A 19,364-nucleotide genomic window follows, 5' to 3' on the forward strand; every position below is an offset into this window, starting at 1 on the left:
CGCGATGGTGGCCGGGCAAGGACCCTGCAGCCAAACCGCAGATCATCCGCCTGTAATCGATAGACGCTAGCGACGATTAAGAGTCGGTTTTTTTCACAGCAAGCCTGCAAGCTAAACCAGCTCACCCATTGTCGAGCAGAAAGCGCGCCTTGTTGGCTTGGCCTTGCTCCGGAAACTGCTCCAGCACAAGCTGCAACAAGCGCGTACGTTGCGCGCCGTCCTGCAGCTCGCCGTGGCGCAAGGCCAGTACGAACCAGTGCTGCGCCAACTCCGCGCGCAACGCACTGAGTTCGCATTCTTTCAACAGCCGCTCGGCGTCGGCCAGCAACCCATTGCGCATGCACGCACCGATCAAGGCCAGCCGTGCCGGCAGCGCGCAATCAATCTTGGCCTTGCTCAACTCGGCAGCGACCGCCAGCTGTATGCGCGTCTGTTCGGCATGATGCGTATGCAGCTGCAACAGCGTCTGCGCATGCCGCAAGCTGTCCTGGCGATGGCCCGCGTTGCGCGCGGTGCGATAACGCGCCAGTGCCACCTCCAGATTGTGTGGCTGCTCGCCGGCCAACTCGGCCAACAGGCGCTCGGCCTCCACGTTTTCCATGCGTCCCAGATGTCGCTGCGCGCGCTCCCAACGATCGTCCACCAACACGGCATCGCCCTCTTCCATGAAGGCCGGGCGAGTGCGCCGCAACAGCACCAGCAAGGCACCGAGCAGCGCACCGCTGACCAAGCCGCCGGCATGCGCCTCGAAGGCGACCGCGGCATTGTCGCTCGACAACAGGCTGTACAGCTCCCAGCCCAACCACAGCGGCAACAACAGAATCGCAGGGCCACGCACGTAGTTGAACGCCACGAAAAACCAGTAGAAAAAACGCACTTTGCGCCGCCCCCAGACCACGCAGAAAGCGCCCATCAATGCCGCGATCGCACCGGATGCGCCCAACCCGCCGCCCGGCTCGCCCCAGCGCCACCACAGGCTGGCCGCGCTGGCGCCGAACCCGCCGAGCAGATACAGCAGCAGAAACCAGCCACTGCCGATCGCCCCTTCCAGCAAGGTGCCCAGCGCCAGCAGAAACAGCATGTTTCCCAGCAGATGATCCAAACTTCCATGCAGAAATGTCGCTGTCAGCATCCGCGCGGGCGACCACTCCGAACTGCGCTGCAGATGGCGCAGCGTAAACACCCTGGACAGCCGTGCGTCGTAGGGCGCACGCAATGCGCGCCATTCGCGCAGAGGCTCCTCGTCATTGAACAGCGTGCCGCTGCGCAATGCCTGCGCGAACGCCACATCGTTCATCGTCAGATGCGCCAGATACGCGACGCGCTGACGCGCCGGAACGGTGCCCAGCTTCGCCTGGCGCGCGGCGCGCAGCTTGACGTCATCGGTCTGCTCCAGATAGCGCGCGTGGGCTTGCGCCTCCAGCGTACCCAGCCCTGATTCGACGTAATAGCGCACCGCATTTTCGACCAGCGCGTCATCCTTGCGCTGATAGCCCACGTAGACCACCACATTGATCAGCACCAGCAGCAGCGTCACCCAGGGAATGTTCTGGCGCGACCAGGGTTTGTGCAGCGGCATCAGTAGCATGACGGCGTCCGTGTCCGAGAACGCAAAGCTTCGCTGTGCGGCGGCAGATGCGCAAGCAGGTCATGCGCGCTAGCATCGCGTCCCCGCCGACCGACACACCGCCCATGAGCCGCTGGCGCCCGCCTGCCGAAAAAAGCACTGCGCTGATCACGCCCGAAGGCCATGCAAGGCTCAAGGCCGAACTGGAAGATCTCTGGCGCGTGCGTCGGCCAGAGGTGGTGCGCGCGCTGGCTGCAGCCGCCGCAGAAGGCGACCGCTCGGAGAATGCCGAATACACCTATCGCAAGAAGCAGCTCGGCGAGATCGACCGCCGTGTGCGTTATCTGAGCAAACGGCTGGAAGCGCTGCGCGTGGTGGATACCGCGCCGACCGATCCGCGCGCGGTGTTCTTCGGCGCGCAGGTCGAACTGGAAGACGCCGACAGCGGCGACCTGCTGCACTACCGCATCGTCGGCCCGGACGAAACCGACGCCGGACGCGGCTGGATCAGTATCGATTCGCCGCTAGCACGCGCATTGCTGAAAAAGCGCGTGGATGACGAATTCGAAGCGCAGCTGCCGTCGGGCAAGCACACCTTCGTGGTGGTGTCGGTGGATTACGCCAGCCAGTAGCCACGCGAATCTGCTGACCTGTAGGAGCGCACTTGTGCGCGATGGGGCGTTATCGATAACGCCTTATCGCGCACAAGTGCGCTCCTACGGACTGCGGTGTCCCGACAGGTGACCGGTTACACCATCTGCAGATTCAACGACCGTCCTTGCTGAATCGGGACATTGGCCGGCAACGCATCGCCGAACAAATCGTGCTCATCGCTGTCGGTGATCTCCACATCGATCAGGTCGCCGATCTTCAATCCAAGCTCGCCGCCATTCTGGATGTGCACCAGGCCGTCGATTTCCGGCGCGTCCGCGCGCGAACGGGCCACGGCGATATCGTCTTCGATCACATCGACCAGGCATTGCTGCACGCTGCCGATCTTGGCTTCCAGCCGCGCGGCGGAAATCTCCGCCTGCTTGGCCATGAAACGCGCCAGCCGCTCCTGCTTGAGTTCTTCCGGCACCGGGTCCGGCAGCGCGTTAGCGCTGGCACCTTCCACTGGCGAGTACGCGAACGCGCCGACGCGATCCAACTGCGCCTGATCCAGGAAATCCAGCAGCGATTCGAACTCGGCATCGGTCTCGCCCGGGAAGCCGACGATGAAGGTGGAGCGCACCGTGATCTCCGGGCACATCGCCTTCCAGCGCTGCACGCGCTCCAGCGTCTTCTCCACCGCGCCCGGCCGCTTCATCAGCTTGAGGATGCGCGGGCTGGCGTGCTGGAACGGGATGTCCAGATACGGCAGCAGCTTGCCTTCGGCCATCAGCGGAATCACATCGTCCACGTGCGGGTACGGATACACGTAATGCAGGCGCGTCCACACGCCCAGCTCCGACAAACCTTCGCACAGCGCCTTCATGCGGGTCTGGTACATGCGGTCGCGCCACGGGCGCTCGGCGTATTTCAGATCCACGCCGTAGGCCGAGGTGTCCTGCGAGACCACCAGCAATTCCTTGACCCCGCCGCGCACCAAGCGCTCTGCTTCGCGCAGGACTTCATCGACCGGGCGCGAGGCCAGATCGCCGCGCATGGAGGGGATGATGCAGAAGCTGCAACGGTGGTTGCAGCCTTCGGAAATCTTCAAGTACGCATAATGACGCGGCGTCAGCTTGATGCCATAGTCCGGCACCAGATCCACGAACGGGTCGTGGCGCGGCGGCAATGCCGCATGCACCGCTTCCATCACACTTTGATAGTCCTGCGGGCCGGACACCGCCAGCACCTGCGGATAGGCCTCGCGGATCTGCTCCGGGCGCTTGCCCAGGCAGCCGGTGACGATCACCTTGCCGTTGGCGTTCATCGCCTCGCCGATCGCATCCAGCGACTCGGTTACTGCCGAATCGATGAAGCCGCAGGTGTTGACCACCACCACGTCGGCGGCGTCGTAACTGGGCACGATGTCGTAGCCCTCCACGCGCAGCTGGGTGAGGATGCGTTCGGAATCGACGAGCGCCTTCGGGCAGCCAAGGCTGACGAAGCCGACTTTGGGGTTCAGCTGGGACATGGAAGCAGGAGCCTGGGGAACGGAGCGGCCTGGGGCCTGAGTGCGGCAATTATAGCGGCGTGCGGGCAACGCTCTGAACCGCCGGGCCTCGCCAGCCCGGCCGGCTTTGCGAAACCCTCACTTTTCACGATGCCAGTCCGGTCGATAATGCGCGCCTCCCTCGCTGCACATCAGGAATTCCCATGGGTCACTGGACCACGCTCGACACCCCCGACGGCCAGGTCGCCGCCTGGCACGCCACTCCGACCACCAGCCCGCGCGGCGGCCTGGTGGTGATCCAGGAGATCTTCGGCGTCAACGAACATATCCGTGCGGTGGCCGATGATTACGCTGCACGCGGCTACGAAGTGCTGGCACCGGCCTTCTTCGATCTGGAAGAAAAAGACGTGCAGCTGCCCTACGACCAGGAAAGCCTGCAGCGCGGCCTGGCGCTGGCCAATGCGGTCGGCCTGGAGCGCGCGGTGGAGGTGGTCAAATCCGCCGCCACCCTGCTCAGCCGCGCCGGCAAGGTCGGCACCGTGGGCTATTGCTGGGGCGGCTCGGTAGCGCTGCTGTCGGCGATCCGTCTGGGCCTGCCCTCGGTGAGCTACTACGGCGGCCGCAACACCCAGCTGCTGGACGAAACTCCGAAGGCGCCGGTGATGTTCCACTTCGGCGAGCGCGACACCAGCATTCCGCCCGAGGCGATCCAGGCCCACCGCGAGAAGCTGCCGCAGATGGAAACCTTCGTGTATCCGACCGGCCACGCCTTCAACCGCAGCATCGATCCCACCCACTACGACGCCGACAGCGCCGAGCGCGCGTTGGAGCGCACTCTGGGCTTCTTCGAAGCGCATCTGGGATGAGCGGGACCGCAGCAAGCGAATCTACCCCAAGCAGCTCAGGAGCGAGCGGCTTCCAGCTCGATGCGCGTCTTGCGGCCGACAGCGTATTCGTCGCCGACGGACCGCTGTCGCAGGTGCGGCTGATGGACGACAGCCGCTTCCCGTGGATCGTGCTGGTGCCGCGGGTGGCCGAGGTCAGCGAATGGATCGATCTGGATGGCGGCCAGCAGCGCCTGTTGCTGGCCGAGATCAATCAGCTCTCGCAGTTGCTGCGCGTCGAACCCGAGGTGACCAAGCTCAATATCGGCGCGCTGGGCAACATCTTGCGGCAGCTGCATGTGCATCTGGTCGGCCGGCACCCGGGCGATGCGGCCTGGCCTGGCCCGGTGTGGGGCAGCGGCAGCGCGCAGCGTTTCGCGCCCGATGCGTTGCAACAGCGTGTCGCTGCGTGGGCGCAACGGCTACGATAGGCGCCCGTCGTTCAATCACCCTTCCGCATGAAATCCAATGTCGTCGCCGCGCTGATCCTGATCCTCGTCGGCCTGCTGTTTCTGGCCAATAACCTGGGCTGGACCAATATCAGCCTTGGCCGGCTGATCGCCACGTGGTGGCCGGCGGCATTGGTCGCTTGCGGCGTTGGCATGCTGTTTGGGCGGGGCAAGTAGCCGGGAATTGGGAATGGGGTAAGCAGTCGATCAGCCCAGCGCGTCATCAGAGCGCCGATATCCCTTCTCCCATCGGGAGAAGGTGCCCCGAAGGGGCGGATGAGGGTACGCGCGAAGCCTCATGCGCTAGCCAACTGCACCCGTAGGGATCAGGGTTCCAGCATCCCTGAAAATGTAGATGACCTGATGGCCAGCGATCAACCGCAGGCGACATGGCCACCAATGCAGTCATGACCTTTGTCATCCGCAATTGTTGACTTCCGGCACCTGATCGGCGCGCGCATCCCGCGCAGCATGGCCTCACACCTACCGAGGACATCGCCATGCGCTACCGCCTGATTCCTGCCCTGTTTCTGATCACGTTGGGCAGCTTATTCCTGCTGGACAACCTCGGGCTGGCCCGTTTCGATCTTGGCAACCTGGTTTCAACCTGGTGGCCGACGTTGCTGATCGCCGCTGGCATGCGCCAACTGCTGCGCTACTGGGAGCGCACGACCGCGACCGCGACCTGCTGACGCAAGGTCACGGCCGCACCACCCATCAGGTGCGCGGCAGAGTCACGCCGGTCTGGCCCTGATACTTGCCGCCGCGGTCCTTGTACGAGGTCTCGCAGACTTCGTCGGACTGGAAGAACAGCATCTGCGCCACGCCTTCGTTGGCGTAGATGCGCGCCGGCAGCGGCGTGGTGTTGCTGAATTCCAGGGTCACGTGGCCTTCCCACTCCGGCTCCAGCGGGGTCACGTTGACGATGATGCCGCAGCGCGCGTAGGTGCTCTTGCCCAGGCACACCACCAGGGTGTCGCGCGGGATGCGGAAGTACTCGACCGTGCGCGCCAGCGCGAAGCTGTTCGGCGGGATGATGCAGACATCGGATTCGATATCGACAAAGCTGCCCGGATCGAAATGCTTCGGGTCGACGATCGTCGAGTTGATGTTGGTGAAGATCTTGAACTCGCGCGAGCAGCGCACGTCGTAGCCGTAGCTGGAGGTGCCGAAGCTGACGATGCGCTGGCCGGCGGCGTCGTGCTTGATCTGGCCGGGTTCGAACGGCTCGATCATCGCCTGCTGCTCGGCCATGCGCCTGATCCAGCGGTCGCTCTTGATGCTCATGTGATGTTCCTTGAAGACGGAAGGCGACGGGCCAAGCGGCCCGCGCGAAGACGGCGAATTCTAACAAGCGGCCGGCACTGCTGGCCGACCCGCGCGCTACAGCAACGAGGCCGAAATCGGAATGCTGGCGCGCGGGCGCTTGCCCAGCTCTTCGGTCAGGCGCGCAGCGGCGGCCAGATAGGCCTTGGCTGCTGCCGACTCGGGCGCAGCAACGACAATCGGCTGGCCGGCATCGCCCTGCTCGCGGATCGCAATCTCCAACGGCAACGACCCCAGCAAGGGCACGACGTACTGCGCCGCCATGCGCTCGCCGCCGCCTTCGCCGAACAGATGCTCACGGTGGCCGCAACTGGAACAGGTGTGAACTGCCATGTTTTCGACGATGCCCAGCACCGGCACCTCCACCTTTTCGAACATCTTCAAGGCCTTGCGCGCATCCAGCGTGGCGATGTCCTGCGGCGTGGTGACGATCACCGCGCCGGCCACCGGAATCTTCTGCGACAGCGTCAGCTGGATGTCGCCGGTGCCTGGCGGCAGGTCGATCAGCAGGTAGTCCAGGTCATCCCACAGCGTGTCGTTGAACAGCTGGGTCAACGCCGAGGTCGCCATCGGCCCGCGCCAGATCATCGGCGTGTCTTGGTCGACCAGCAAGCCGATCGACATCGCTTCGATGCCGAATGCGCGCAGCGGCTCGATCGACTTGTTGTCCGGGCTGTCCGGCCGCCCGCTCAGGCCCAGCATCGCCGGCACGCTCGGTCCGTAGATGTCCGCATCCAGCACGCCGACGCGCGCGCCCTGCTGGTGCAAGGCCAGCGCCAGATTCACCGCCGTGGTGGACTTGCCCACCCCGCCCTTGCCGGAGCCGACCGCGATCACATTGCGGATCCGCGGATGCGGCGCCAGCGCGCCCTGTACCGCATGCGCTGCAATCCTGCGCGCGCCACTCATGCGCGGCATACCTGCGCGGGGGCGATCGTCGCGCTCACAACACCTTCCAACATCGTCGTCATTGCCTACCTGAATTCGTCGTGGGCGCAGCGGCAGCGACGAAAAATGCCGCCGGGTGCTGCGCCATGGAGGTGGTCAGTGTACCGGCTCGTCTATACACATCCGCATTGGCGACTTCGCTGAAGAAATTCACAAGCAGATACGAATATGTCAAGCGAAGACATATTTCACAAAGATAGACACATTCTTAAGGAATTGTTACGTTCGGGATCCAGTTCAGCCACCGCTCAGCGAGCGCAACTGTTTCGCTAGTTCCAGTGAGGAATCCGCAAGACCATGTCGAGTCGTCTCCCGCAACACACCCAGCGTCATCGTTTGAGCACCGCGTTATTTGCCGTGCTGGCCGCTTCTGCCGGCCACGCTGCCGCTCAATCAGAAAACGGGGTCGCACCCGGCACCACCGATCTGGACAAGGTCACCGTCACCGGCTCGCGCATCGCGCGTACCGGCTTTGTGACGCCCTCGCCGGTCACGGCGATCAGCGCCGAAGAAATCCGCGCCACCGGCGCGACCACCATCAGCGACCTGATGGCACGCATGCCTGCGCTGGCGCCGAGCTACACGCTGGGCAATTCCACCCGCTTCATCGGCACCGCCGGTCTGGGCCTGCTCGACCTACGCGGCATGGGCGTGGATCGCACCCTGGTGCTGGTCAACGGGCGTCGCCACGTGGGTTCCAGCCCGGGCTCGACTGCCGTGGACGTCAACACGATCCCGGTGGAATGGGTCGAGCGTGTTGAAGTCATCACCGGTGGCGCCTCGGCCGTGTACGGCGCCGACGCAGTGGCCGGTGTGGTCAACTTCATCCTCAAGAAGAACTTCACCGGGTTCGAGACGCGCGCGCAGACCGGCCTGGCCAACGAGGGCAACTACAACCGCTCCTTTGCCAGCTTCTCGGCAGGCACCGACTTTGCGGACGGCCGCGGCAACATCGCGGTCTCTGGCGAGTACAGCAAGCAGGACCGCTTCGGTCGCGGCAACCGCGCCATCGGTCGCGAGTACCTGGTGTCGGTGCAGAACCCCAATTTCGATCCCACCCGCCCTCCGAGCGAGAGCAATCCGCAGAATGTACTCAGCGGCCCGGGCGGCAATCATTCCACGTCCTACGGCGGCACCTTCAACCTGGGCACGTTCGATTTCCGTAACCCGGCCAGCTACGGCAACCGCTACCTGTTCAACGACGACGGCAGCTTCCGCCGCAATCGCTACAACGGCACGGTAGTGAGCAACACCTCATGTGTGGACTGCGATTTCGCCGATCTGAACGCGGTGGCCGACCTGCAGCCCGGCTTCGATCGCAAGAGCGTCAACACCATGATCAACTTCGAGATCAGCGAGAACCATCGCCTGTTCTTCGAAGGCAAGTACAGCGAGACCGATTCGGAATTCTTCGGCCAGCCGGCGTTCGACAGTTCGCTGCGCGTGCGTCGCCAGAATCCGTATGTCAGCCCGGAACTCGGTGCGCTGATGGATTCGCGCGGTGCCACGCAGATCCTGATGAACCGCTTCAACGTCGATGCCGGCCGTCGCGGCGAAAATATCGAGCGCAAGACCTATCGCGCCGTGCTAGGTGCAGAAGGCAACTTCACCGACAACTGGACCTACGACGTGTCTGCCAACTACGGCAAGACCACGGTCGACCGTCTGAACCTCAACAACCGCATCAACGAGCGTTGGCAGGCCGGTATCGATGCCGCGCGCGATGCCAGCGGCAACATCGTCTGCCGCACCACGCTGGACCCGAGCGCGATCAACCCCAACACCAACCGCGTCTATTCGGCGCTGGCACGCGAAGGCTGCGTGCCCTTTAGCGTGTTCGGCAATGGCGCGGTCACGCCGGAAGCCGCCGCATGGTTCAACACCACCGCGCGCGCGCAGGCCAAGATCCAGCAAACCGTGTTCAGCGCATCGGTAGCCAACAGCAACCTGCTGTCGCTGCCGGCCGGCGACATCGGTTTTGCCGGTGGCGTGGAATACCGCAAGGAGCAGAGCGAGGAGATCACCGATCCGTTGGCAGCCTCGGGCGTGACCTTCCTCAACGCCATCCCCAACAGCGGCGGCGAGTACACCGTCAAGGAAATCTTCGTCGAAAGCACCATTCCGTTGCTGGCCGGCCTGCCGGGCGTGGATCGACTGGCGCTGGATGTGGCAGGGCGCTATTCGGACTACGACAGCATCGGCTCGACCAAGACCTGGAACGTGGGCCTGGACTGGACCATCATCCCGTCGCTGCGTCTGCGCGGCACCGTGGCGCAGGCAGTGCGTGCACCCAGCATCGGTGAGTTGTACGACTCGCAGAGCGAGAACTTCGCAACCATCAACGATCCCTGCAACTACCTGCCGACCAATTCCAATCGTCCTGGTACCGCTGGCGACGTGGCATTGCGCCAAGCCAACTGCAGCGCGCTTGGCGTGCCGGTCGGCTGGATCGACACCTTTACCTCGACCCGCCCGGGCGTGAGCGGCGGCAATCCAGAGTTGAAGCCGGAACGTGCGCGCAGCCTGTCGTATGGTCTGGTCTGGCAACCGGAGTTCTTCGAAGGCTTCGGCATGTCGATCGACTACTGGCGCATCGACTTGCAGGACGCGATCGGCACGGTGACTGCAGAGACCAATGCAACGCGCTGCGTGGACAATCCGGGCGGCATCGACAACAGCTTCTGCAGCTTCGTGCAGCGCGCCCCGCTGGGTGGATTCACCGACCCGCAGGGACGCATCTATCCCGAGCACAGCATCATCGGCTGGCAGGCGCTCAACGAAAACCTTTCACGCTCGCGGCGTGTCGGCGTGGATCTGGAAATGGACTACCGCTTCCAGATTGGCCAGGGCAATACGGTGCTGCGCTTTGTCGGCACGCGCCTGATCCAGTCGCGCGAATGGGTGTTCCAGGACTTCCCGGCCGAGTACGACGAGTACGTCACCTATGTGACCGACCCGCGCTGGCGCGCGCAGTTCCAGACCAAGTACAACTGGAACGAATGGCGTGCCTCGTGGGACATGAACTACGTGGACGGCAACCTGCGCGTGACGCCGGAGAGCTACAACAGCAACCCGGGCTCGGCCAGCCCGATCAAGAACGGCTCGTACACGTACCACAACTTCCAGTTCGGCTACCAGTTCCCCGGCTCGAAGATCGACGTCTACCTGGGCATCGACAACGCCTTCGACAAGGACCCGCCGCGCAACTACTTCGGCTCGGACTTCAACTCTGCGCTGTATGACAACGTCGGGCGGTTCTTTTACCTGGGTACGACAGTCCGGTTCTGAGGCCTGTTGGCGATGCATCGAAAAGACCCCGTTTGACGGGGTCTTTTTTGAATTCATGTTTCAGATGAAACCAGCCAGCCAGACGCGACAATCAGTTATTGATATGGCGGCAAGGTAGCGTTCGGTTGAGCCGCTCGATGTCACGCCGCATCGCGCGCACTGACAAAAATGAATACTTGTGTAGCCCAAGCCGGGCCCTAATCGCATGCCTGGCAATTTGTGCGCAGATCCGCATATTCGATGCGGATCTCACCCTTTTTATTAACGAATCATTCAAAAGGCTTGCGACTCAGCCCGCAGATTCATTACGTTCGGGTTAAGGCCATCTGACTTTTCGATGACCGCCACTACTCCCGATACCCAGCTGAAAGGTTAGGAATGAGCAATCAATTTCGTCGCCACGCCCTCAAGCGCACCGCTCTAGCTGTCGTACTGGGCGCCTGTCTTGCCAACGGCGCGGTCTACGCACAAAGCACGACCGGCAGCATCTACGGTAGCGCTCCCTCGGAAGCGGGCAGCACCATCGTCGTGCAGAGCGACACCGGCCTCAGCCGCACGATCACCATCGACGCCAATGGCCGTTACAACCTTGGCTCGCTGCCGGTCGGCGCTTACACCGTCACCCTGAAGCGCGGCGATCAGGTCGTCGACACCCGCAAGAACGTGCAGTTGCGCGTGGGGTCCGGTACCGAGGTGTCATTTGCTGCAGCAAGCGCAGCGGGCAATACGGATGCGACAACGCTGGGCGCGATCACCGTCACTGCCGCCAACGCCCCGAAGATCGATGTCAGCTCCACCAGCTCGCGTTCGGTGATCACCTCTCAACAGCTCGCAACGCTGCCGCTAGGCCGCAGTGCCGAAGCGATCGCATTGCTGGCGCCCGGTGCGGTGTCTGGCGCTGGTGCATTCAACAACGGCTCGCGTTCCGTCGTTTCCTTCGGCGGCTCCGGCGTCACCGAAAATGCGTATTACATCAACGGCTTCAACGTTAGTAATCCGCTCAGTAATTTAGGTGGCGTCAGCCTGCCTTATGGTGCGATCGACCAGCAGGAAACCTATACGGGTGGCTACAGCGCCAAGTACGGTCGTTCGACCGGCGGCGTGATCAATCAGCTGGGCAAGCGCGGCACGAATGAATGGCATTTTGGTGTGCAGACGGTGTGGGAGCCTGACTCGCTCTCAAGCTCACGCGGCGATGTCTGGTATCCGAACAAAACGCTACCTGCTGATTACGAATACGACACTCCTGATCAACCAGGGACGCTGTACCGCTCAGGCAAGGACAACACGCAGACGCGCACAGTCTACAGCGCGTATGCAGGCGGCCCACTTATCGAAGACCGACTCTTTATTTTCGTAGCCGGTGAAACTGAGAAAGTCGATGGCGTAGGGACAAACGCAAGCAACGCGAGCATCCAGGCTCGCAATAACTACGAATACAGCACACCAAAGTTTTACGGAAAACTGGATTGGAATATTAACGATAGCAACATTCTTGAATATACTCGCGTCCAGAACACTGATAGGCGTAGCGGCTATTACACATCGTTTGATTACGATGGCTTGGTGAGTGGAGACCGTACTGGAACTTTCCCAGATACTTTCAAGATTAAAGACAATTACGACATCTTCAAGTACACAAGCTACTTGACAGACGATCTGACCTTGAACGCCACATGGGGACGTAGCACCCAGCACAATCAGCAGGTCAATCCTTTCATTTCCGATTTGCCATTCCTTGGCAGTGTCACAAGCCAGAACCCTGCACTCAACGGGGGCACACCGATCCGCAATAATCAAGCAACAAATCGTGCAAAAGCCGACGACCCCATCAACAAGACGCGTAGCCTGCGTCTGGAACTTAATTATCGATTAGGTGACCACGACATCACGGCAGGCGTTGACAACATGTACTTCAACGCGTATGACGAAGGGGTCCGTACAACTGGTCCTGGCTATCAGTGGATTTATGGACGGGCTCTCACAGAACAGACTGCGGTACGTCCGGGGCTAGGAGTTGGCGCTCCGGGGCCAGGCTCAAATGGGTTCTATGCACAGCAGCGTATTTTCACCACTACCACAAGTATGGCAGTGGAGCAAAAGGCATATTACCTGGAAGACCGTTGGCAGGTCAGCGATAACTGGCTGGTAACGCTGGGTATCCGCAACGACCAATTCACCAACTTCAATAGCGATCATGTCGCCTACGTGGACAGTGGTGACCAATGGGCGCCACGCCTGGGAGCGAGCTGGGATGTCTTCGGCGATTCTTCGTTGAAGCTGTTTGCCAACCTTGGCCGCTATTATCTCGCCCTACCAAATAGCGTTGCGATTCGTGGGGCGTCGGCGTCGACCTACACCGACCAGTATTTCACTTACACAGGCATAGATGCCAACGGCGAGCCAATTGGCTTGACTCCGTTTGGGCCGGGGCCGGTCTCTGCAAATGGTGAATTTGGCCAAGCACCCAATCCGGGTGCATTTGCTCCGAGCGATTTGAAGTCGCAATATCAAGATGAGTTGATTCTTGGATTTGAGAAGACGATTGGCGAAGGTTGGAATTCCGGCGCCAAGGCCACTTATAGAAAGTTGGAAGCGGCGATCGACGATGTCTGCGATATGCATAACGATGACTACAATGCCCGCGGCGACTTGAAACTCGCGGCCCAAGGAATCGACCCCAGGACGATTGATGTTCCCTATTGCGTAATTTTCAATCCGGGCAAGACCAATACGTACAACCTCGCAAATCGCGATGGGTCGGGCTTCACCCAGCTTCAGATGTCCCAGTCTGACTGGGGCTTCACCGACAAAGCCAAGCGCAGCTATATCGCGGTCGATTTGTTCTTGGAGCACCCGTTTGATGAGAAATGGTATGGCCGGATCGATTACACCTGGTCGCATAGCTATGGTAATACTGAGGGCCAAGTAAAATCAGACATTGGTCAATCTGACGTCTCCAAAACGCAGGACTGGGATGCGGCAGCTTTGATGTATTACGCGGGCGGCAGCCTGGCTAACGATCGTCGTCATCAACTGAAGGCGTTCGGCGCTTATCAGATCACGCCAGAATGGATGGCATCAGCCACCCTACGCGTCATGTCCGGCACCCCGGTTTCCTGCCTTGGCTACTTCAACGATCCACAGGATCCGGATCCGATCAACTATGGATCGGCCTACCACTATTGTGGCGGTCAGCCCTCACGCCCTGGTGATGCTGGCCGGACCCCATGGATCAAAAACGTGGACTTGGGCGTAACATATCGTCCTTCTTTTGCTGACCACAAGCTGGCAGTCGGCTTGCAAGTGTTCAACGTACTCAACGATCGCGCGGTCACTCGTATTGACGGAGTTTATGAGACAGATCCGGGTCTGGTCTCGAATACATATGGAATCGGCTTAGAAAACTATAGCTATAACACTCCGCGCTACGTGCGCCTGTCTGCATCCTACGACTTTTGATCGCAATCACCGGAAGCATCATCTTGATGCTTCCGGTGATTTAGTAAAGCCTGTTTTTTCCTTTAGCTACAGCAATTGTGCACTTCTTGCTTCCTAAACCAGCCTAATTCAAGTCGGCGATGGCTTCCTGGTCGCAAAACACCAAGTCAGCAACACCGATAGTGAGCACCGCGAAAAAAACGTCAGGACAAATGGAACCGTTTGGAGACCTGTAGCGATAAGCGGACTGTCTGTCAGGGCTAGAGTACGACCCACGCCTCAAGGGAGTTGGGGCAAAACAAGGAGCCAGTTGAATGAAAACAATACTTTTAGCCGCGGTGTTTGCGGCGATGAGCGGCCTTGCAGTCACCCCGGAAGCAAATGCAGCGACTCAGTACGGCCGTACCTGGATGTGGTTCGATGCTAACGAAAATCTAGTTGGCCAGAGCATCCTGTATTGCAGCAATCAGACGGAGCATCAGGGGACAACGTCCACAACCAAGCGCGTCATCATCAGCTATGCATGCGATACGCGTGAAGTCAGCTCGATCGGCTACACCGAGGTCTCGCCGCAGTTACGCGCTGACTTTTGCGATACGTGGGGGCAGGGCATGTGCGAAGGCGGCCCATGGCCCAACGGCTATCTGACCAGTCCGTGGCAGCGCGGTTTGTACAACTGATAACCGAAGCTGGCGGAGACCAGTCTTGACTTTCATCTAATTATCTCTAACCGTCAGCTACAGCAATTCCGCAACCTTCTCCAATCCAGCATAATTTACGGCGACAATGGCGTCCTGGCTGAAAAACGTCAGGCTAACACCCCGCATCAGCAACGCCGACAGCGGAGCTCTGGAAAACGTTAGGACAAATGGCCCTGTCTGCAGGCAAATAGCGATAGGCAGGCTGACGGCCACTGTTAATCAGGTATTGCGTTGCTCAAAGGCCCTGGTCCCCAGGGCTTTTTTTTGCGCTCACAGGTAGCCGGCGCGCTTTAAATACAGGCTTACCCACCCAAAATCACCCGCGCTGCATTATGCCCAGGCGCTCCGGTCACCCCGCCGCCGGGATGCGTCCCGGACCCGCATAGATACAGCCCGGGTATCGCACCACGATAAGCGCCCTGCCCCAGCATGGGGCGTGCGCTGAAGAGCTGGTTGAGGCTGAGGGCGCCGTGGAAGATGTCGCCGCCGATCAGCCCGAAGATACGTTCCAGATCGAGCGGGCTGAGAATCTGCCGGCCCAGCACCGATGCGGCGAATCCTGGCGCGTAGCGCTCCACCGTTGCAATCATCAGATCGGCGACCTCCTCGCGATGGTCGTCCCAGTGCCGGCCATCGGGAAGTTGCGGTGCCACGTGCTGGCAAAACAGGCTGGCCACGTGCTGCCCAGGCGGTGCCAGGCTGTCGTCCAAGGTGCTGGGAATCAGGAGTTCGACCACCGGCTCACGCGACCATCCGAAGGCGCGCGCGTCCAGCCAGGCACGGTCCATGTAATCCAGGCTGGGCGCGAGGATAATCCCGGCGGTGAGATGGTCGCCCGCACTAGGCAATGCAGTGAATTCCGGCAGCCGCGAGAGCGCCACGTTCATGCGGAATGTGCCCGATCCGCACCGGTAATGCGCAATGCGCTCACGGGTTGCCGCAGGCACATCGTCGGGACGCATCAAGCGCTGGTAGAGCAACTTCGGATTGACGTTGACAACCACTGCACGCGCACGAATCACGTCGCCCTTCGCAGTCACCACGCCAACCGCACGCGCCTGCTCCACCAGCACGCGCTCCACTGCGCAGCCAGTCCGGATCTGCGCGCCGTCTTCGCGGGCGCTGGCGGCCATTGCCTGGATGATGGCGCCCATGCCGCCGATGGCGTGGCCCCAGGCGCCCTTGACGCCGTTGCTTTGCCCGAACACGTGATGCAACAACACATACGCCGTGCCCGGCGCGTACGGGCTGGCGTAATTGCCGACAATGCCATCGAAGCCGAACAACGCCTTGATCGGTGCGCTTTCGAACCAGCGATCCAGATACTCGGCTGCGGAAATCGTGAACAGGTCGAGCAGGTCCTGCCGTAAGGCCAGTGGCAACGCCTGCAGCTGCAAGCCGACTTTTCCTGCACGCCACAACTGCGGCAACGCTTGCAGCCAACCGCCGTCGGTGACATCGGGCGGTGGCTGTAAGGCCAGCGCCCGCAAGACATCGGCCAGTTGTTCCAGGCGCGCTTCGTAGGCGGGCAACGCAGCTGCGTCGCGTGCGGAGAATTTGGCGAGCTGTTCGGCGGTACGTCCGGCGCCAGCCAGCAGATACTCACCATTTGGCAGCGGCAAAAAGTTATTGATGCGGCGCGGAACCACGCGCAGGCCATGCCGCTCCAGCGCCAGGTCTGCGATGACTTTTGGCTGCAGCAACGACACCGTGTAGGCCGCCACCGAATTACGAAATCCGGGATGGAATTCTTCGGTGACCGCCGCGCCGCCGACCGCATCGCGCGCTTCCAATACCAGCACCCGCTTGCCGGCCTTGGCCAGATAGGCGGCGCACACCAGGCCGTTGTGACCGGCGCCGATGATCAGTGCATCCAATGGTTCGGAGGCGATGGGCATGCGCCTGTATATAGCACCGCTTTCGCAGGTCGGCCATTCGCACAGCGGCGACCATCGCCACCGATGTGCGCTCACCGACGCAGATCATGTCCGCCAAGAACAAAACCTAATCACCCACGCGGCGCAGAGTAAGAGGATCGCAAGTTGCCAGCAATGCGCATTGCGCTATGCACGCCACGTTGCCAGCCAGCAGCCGCATGCCAAACAGCCATCAGCCCAGCGCATCTACACACGCCGCACCCATGACCTTCGACACCATGCCATCCGGCTGGCGAGGCGTAGAGTGCCGGCCACGGCCCTGGCGACGGGGCTTCCCAATCCGCTGCTTCTGGAGCCCTTTGTGATTCGAACACCTCATTTATTGACGTTGACCCTGGCCGTGGCCACCGCGCTGAGCGCTTGCAAGAAGTCTGAAGACGCCGCGCCTGCCGCCCCCGCAGCCGACACGGCGGCAACCACGCCCGCTGCACCCAAGACGCTGACCCTGGACCAGAGCAAGCTGCCGGCGGTGAACCAGTTCACTGCCGCCGACCTGGATGCCAACGGCAACGCCTGTACCGACCTCAACGCCTACGCCAATGCCAAGTTCCTGGCCGCCAACCCGGTGCCGAGCGATCGCACCAGCTGGGGCGCGTTCGAGATGCTCGACGAGCGCTCCAATGCGATCCAGCAGCAGCTGGTCGAACAAGCTGCGGCCGACACCAGCGCCAGCGGCGTGGAAAAAATCGTCGGAGACCTGTGGTCGACCGGCATGGACGAAGCCAAGATCAACGCCCAGGGTATCGAGCCGCTGAAGCCCGAGCTGGCCGCGATCGATGCCATCAGCGACCAGGCCAAGCTGGTCGACTATCTGCGCAGCAGCGCGGCCAAGGGCAACAACGAACTCTTCAGCTTCGGCGCCGAGGCGGACTTCAAGAAGTCCAGCCAGAACATCGCTTACGCCATGCAAGGCGGCCTGGGTTTGCCGGATCCGGAGTACTACACCAGCGCCACCAACAAGGCCAAGCTGGAGGCCTACCAGGCGCACGTCGCCAAGGTGCTGGAGCTGTCCGGCGTGGCTGCGGCCGATGCCGCCGCGCAGGCCAAGCAGGTGGTCGCGTTCGAAAGCCGTCTGGCCAAGGTTTCCAAGACCAGCACCCAGATGTCGCGCGATGCCTCGCTGGCCTACAACCCGATCTCGCCGGCCGAGGCCGACAAGCTGACTCCGAACTGGTCGTGGACCGAGTTCTTCAAGTCGCAGGGCGTGACCACGCCGGAAATGTTCTCGCTGGCGATCCCGGCCTTCCACCAAGAAGTCAGCAAGATGATCGCCGACACCGACCCGGCGATCTGGCGCGCCTACCTGCGCTTCCACACCGTCGATGGCGCCTCGCCGTTCCTGAGCCAGCCGTTCGTCGATGAGAACTTCGCGTTCTACAACAAGACTCTGCGCGGCCAGAAGGAAATCAAGCCGCGTTGGAAGCGCGTGCTGGCGACCATCAACGGGCAGACCGGCGAAGCCTTGGGCCAGATGTACGTCAAGGTCGCGTTCCCGGCCGATTCCAAGGCCAAGATGGAAACGCTGGTGACCAATCTGCGCACTGCGCTGAAAGCCCGCATCGAAAAGCTCGACTGGATGAGCCCGGAGACCAAGACCAAGGCGATCGCCAAGTGGGAAAGCTTCACGCCCAAGATCGGCTACCCGGAAAAATGGCGCGAGTGGAACGGTTTGAACACCAGCCGTGACAGCTATCTGGGCAACGTGATGGCCGCGTCCGAATACAACTACAAGTGGAATCTGTCCAAGATCGGCAAGCCGGTGGACAAGACCGAATGGGGTATGAGCCCGCAAACGGTCAACGCCTACTACAACCCGCTACAGAACGAGATCGTGTTCCCGGCCGCCATCCTGCAGCCGCCGTTCTTCGACCCGAATGCGCCGGAGGAAATGAACTACGGCGGTATCGGCGCGGTGATCGGCCATGAGATGACGCATGGTTACGACGACCAAGGCAGCCGCTTCGGTGCCGATGGCAACTTCATCGCCGATCCGGGTTGGTGGACGCAGAAGGATCTGGACGCGTTCAAGGCGCGCACCGGCAAGCTGGTCGCGCAGTTCGACGGCTATCGCACCTCGGCCGGCGACAAGGTCAAGGGCGACCTGACCCTGGGCGAAAATATCGCCGACCTGGGCGGCCTCAACACCGCCTACGACGCGATGAAGACCGCCACCGCCGGCAAGGACGATCCCAAGAGCGACGGCATCACCCGCGACCAGCGCTTCTTCCTCAATTGGGCCACGGTGTGGCGCCGCAACTTCACCCCGGAAGAACTGGTGGTGCGCCTGAAGACCGATCCGCACGCACCGGCCAACTTCCGCGCCATCGGTGCGCCGTCGAACATGCCGGCCTTCGCCGCCGCGTTCTCGTGCAAGGCCGGCGATGCGATGGTGCGTCAGGGCGATAAGCAGGTCGTGATCTGGTAATCGTCATCGCAAGAAAGCGGTAACCAACGCGGGCGGCGATCGGTTGATCGTCGCCCGTTTTTTTGGGCATTTCCGAAACGCACGTTCGCGACGCGTGCGGACTGCGCGAGATTGTTTCCGCAACGCAGGCAGCAGGCACTCGCATGCAGCAGCCACTTCGTTTTCGATGGGATTTTTGCGCACACACAAACGCATCGCCTGCGCATCTATCCATGCTTGAAGCGTGAGTTCGTCACTCAGCCATCGAGAGCATAAACACCAAGCCTCAACAAAGCTCAACGCGTGCTCTCGCAAAGA

General features: G+C 61.6%; 14 protein-coding genes. 9 read left to right on the top strand and 5 right to left on the bottom strand.

The window, feature by feature from the left end:
* Positions 1 to 121 precede the first annotated feature (121 nt).
* Entirely contained in the window at positions 122 to 1,588 is a 1,467-nt protein-coding gene (locus tag FFY45_RS17320; RefSeq protein WP_176341367.1) for a rhomboid family intramembrane serine protease, read from the bottom strand.
* Positions 1,589 to 1,692: 104 nt separating this feature from the next.
* Here FFY45_RS17320 and greB point away from each other — a divergent pair, with 104 nt between their 5' ends.
* On the top strand, positions 1,693 to 2,199 hold the full coding sequence (greB, locus tag FFY45_RS17325; RefSeq protein ID WP_043889830.1) for a transcription elongation factor GreB: 507 nt from the start codon (positions 1,693 to 1,695) through the stop codon (positions 2,197 to 2,199).
* Between the two features lie 116 nt (positions 2,200 to 2,315).
* Here the strand turns inward: greB and rimO are convergent, their stop codons facing one another.
* Complete coding sequence (gene rimO / locus FFY45_RS17330; protein ID WP_176341368.1) at positions 2,316 to 3,689, bottom strand: 30S ribosomal protein S12 methylthiotransferase RimO; 1,374 nt, start codon at positions 3,687 to 3,689, stop codon at positions 2,316 to 2,318.
* Between the two features lie 182 nt (positions 3,690 to 3,871).
* Between rimO and FFY45_RS17335 the strand changes: the two genes are divergently transcribed.
* From FFY45_RS17335 to FFY45_RS17350, 4 genes are all read left to right on the top strand, one after another.
* A complete protein-coding gene (locus FFY45_RS17335; RefSeq protein WP_006452350.1) occupies positions 3,872 to 4,534 on the top strand; it encodes a dienelactone hydrolase family protein in 663 nt (220 codons plus the stop codon).
* Entirely contained in the window at positions 4,531 to 4,983 is a 453-nt protein-coding gene (locus FFY45_RS17340; RefSeq protein ID WP_176341369.1) for an HIT family protein, read from the top strand. The genes FFY45_RS17335 and FFY45_RS17340 overlap by 4 nt, the downstream gene beginning before the upstream one ends.
* A gap of 27 nt (positions 4,984 to 5,010) precedes the next feature.
* Complete coding sequence (locus FFY45_RS17345; protein WP_176341370.1) at positions 5,011 to 5,178, top strand: LiaI-LiaF-like domain-containing protein; 168 nt, start codon at positions 5,011 to 5,013, stop codon at positions 5,176 to 5,178.
* Between the two features lie 323 nt (positions 5,179 to 5,501).
* Positions 5,502 to 5,693 (top strand): LiaI-LiaF-like domain-containing protein, encoded by a 192-nt coding sequence (locus FFY45_RS17350; RefSeq protein ID WP_176341371.1) that lies wholly within the window; start codon positions 5,502 to 5,504, stop codon positions 5,691 to 5,693.
* A gap of 25 nt (positions 5,694 to 5,718) precedes the next feature.
* On the opposite strand, the gene dcd is transcribed toward FFY45_RS17350, so the two are convergent.
* Both dcd and apbC read right to left on the bottom strand, forming a co-directional pair.
* Complete coding sequence (gene dcd, locus FFY45_RS17355) at positions 5,719 to 6,288, bottom strand: dCTP deaminase (protein WP_006452354.1); 570 nt, start codon at positions 6,286 to 6,288, stop codon at positions 5,719 to 5,721.
* Between the two features lie 96 nt (positions 6,289 to 6,384).
* Positions 6,385 to 7,236 carry an iron-sulfur cluster carrier protein ApbC gene (gene apbC / locus FFY45_RS17360; protein WP_176341372.1) on the bottom strand — a complete coding sequence of 284 codons (852 nt, stop codon included), beginning with the start codon at positions 7,234 to 7,236 and terminating at the stop codon, positions 6,385 to 6,387.
* Positions 7,237 to 7,572: 336 nt separating this feature from the next.
* On the opposite strand from apbC, the gene FFY45_RS17365 reads away from it, so the two are divergent.
* The 3 genes from FFY45_RS17365 (at position 7,573) to FFY45_RS17375 (ending at position 14,684) form a co-directional block, all read left to right on the top strand.
* Positions 7,573 to 10,563 carry a TonB-dependent receptor plug domain-containing protein gene (locus FFY45_RS17365; protein ID WP_176341373.1) on the top strand — a complete coding sequence of 997 codons (2,991 nt, stop codon included), beginning with the start codon at positions 7,573 to 7,575 and terminating at the stop codon, positions 10,561 to 10,563.
* 378 nt (positions 10,564 to 10,941) lie between these two features.
* A complete protein-coding gene (locus tag FFY45_RS17370) occupies positions 10,942 to 14,025 on the top strand; it encodes a TonB-dependent receptor (protein WP_176341374.1) in 3,084 nt (1,027 codons plus the stop codon).
* A 293-nt stretch (positions 14,026 to 14,318) separates the two neighbouring features.
* Positions 14,319 to 14,684 (top strand): DUF6289 family protein, encoded by a 366-nt coding sequence (locus tag FFY45_RS17375; protein WP_176341375.1) that lies wholly within the window; start codon positions 14,319 to 14,321, stop codon positions 14,682 to 14,684.
* Positions 14,685 to 15,007: 323 nt separating this feature from the next.
* On the opposite strand, the gene FFY45_RS17380 is transcribed toward FFY45_RS17375, so the two are convergent.
* Positions 15,008 to 16,603: a phytoene desaturase family protein gene (locus FFY45_RS17380; protein ID WP_176341376.1), complete on the bottom strand. Its 1,596-nt coding sequence runs from the start codon at positions 16,601 to 16,603 to the stop codon at positions 15,008 to 15,010.
* Positions 16,604 to 16,964: 361 nt separating this feature from the next.
* Here FFY45_RS17380 and FFY45_RS17385 point away from each other — a divergent pair, with 361 nt between their 5' ends.
* On the top strand, positions 16,965 to 19,067 hold the full coding sequence (locus FFY45_RS17385; RefSeq protein ID WP_176341481.1) for a M13 family metallopeptidase: 2,103 nt from the start codon (positions 16,965 to 16,967) through the stop codon (positions 19,065 to 19,067).
* Positions 19,068 to 19,364: the final 297 nt, after the last annotated feature.

This window comes from Xanthomonas hortorum, assembly GCF_011305375.1.
Taxonomy (GTDB): Bacteria; Pseudomonadota; Gammaproteobacteria; order Xanthomonadales; family Xanthomonadaceae; genus Xanthomonas; species Xanthomonas hortorum_E.

What these genes read in the sequence shown, in the direction of transcription:
- FFY45_RS17380 (WP_176341376.1), bottom strand. Translation starts at nt 16,603, where the DNA reads ATGCCCATCGCCTCCGAACCATTGGATGCACTGATCATCGGCGCCGGT.
- greB (WP_043889830.1), top strand. Translation starts at nt 1,693, where the DNA reads ATGAGCCGCTGGCGCCCGCCTGCCGAAAAAAGCACTGCGCTGATCACG.
- FFY45_RS17370 (WP_176341374.1), top strand. Translation starts at nt 10,942, where the DNA reads ATGAGCAATCAATTTCGTCGCCACGCCCTCAAGCGCACCGCTCTAGCT.
- FFY45_RS17365 (WP_176341373.1), top strand. Translation starts at nt 7,573, where the DNA reads ATGTCGAGTCGTCTCCCGCAACACACCCAGCGTCATCGTTTGAGCACC.
- FFY45_RS17340 (WP_176341369.1), top strand. Translation starts at nt 4,531, where the DNA reads ATGAGCGGGACCGCAGCAAGCGAATCTACCCCAAGCAGCTCAGGAGCG.
- apbC (WP_176341372.1), bottom strand. Translation starts at nt 7,236, where the DNA reads ATGAGTGGCGCGCGCAGGATTGCAGCGCATGCGGTACAGGGCGCGCTG.
- FFY45_RS17345 (WP_176341370.1), top strand. Translation starts at nt 5,011, where the DNA reads ATGAAATCCAATGTCGTCGCCGCGCTGATCCTGATCCTCGTCGGCCTG.
- FFY45_RS17320 (WP_176341367.1), bottom strand. Translation starts at nt 1,588, where the DNA reads ATGCTACTGATGCCGCTGCACAAACCCTGGTCGCGCCAGAACATTCCC.
- FFY45_RS17335 (WP_006452350.1), top strand. Translation starts at nt 3,872, where the DNA reads ATGGGTCACTGGACCACGCTCGACACCCCCGACGGCCAGGTCGCCGCC.
- dcd (WP_006452354.1), bottom strand. Translation starts at nt 6,288, where the DNA reads ATGAGCATCAAGAGCGACCGCTGGATCAGGCGCATGGCCGAGCAGCAG.
- FFY45_RS17375 (WP_176341375.1), top strand. Translation starts at nt 14,319, where the DNA reads ATGAAAACAATACTTTTAGCCGCGGTGTTTGCGGCGATGAGCGGCCTT.
- rimO (WP_176341368.1), bottom strand. Translation starts at nt 3,689, where the DNA reads ATGTCCCAGCTGAACCCCAAAGTCGGCTTCGTCAGCCTTGGCTGCCCG.
- FFY45_RS17350 (WP_176341371.1), top strand. Translation starts at nt 5,502, where the DNA reads ATGCGCTACCGCCTGATTCCTGCCCTGTTTCTGATCACGTTGGGCAGC.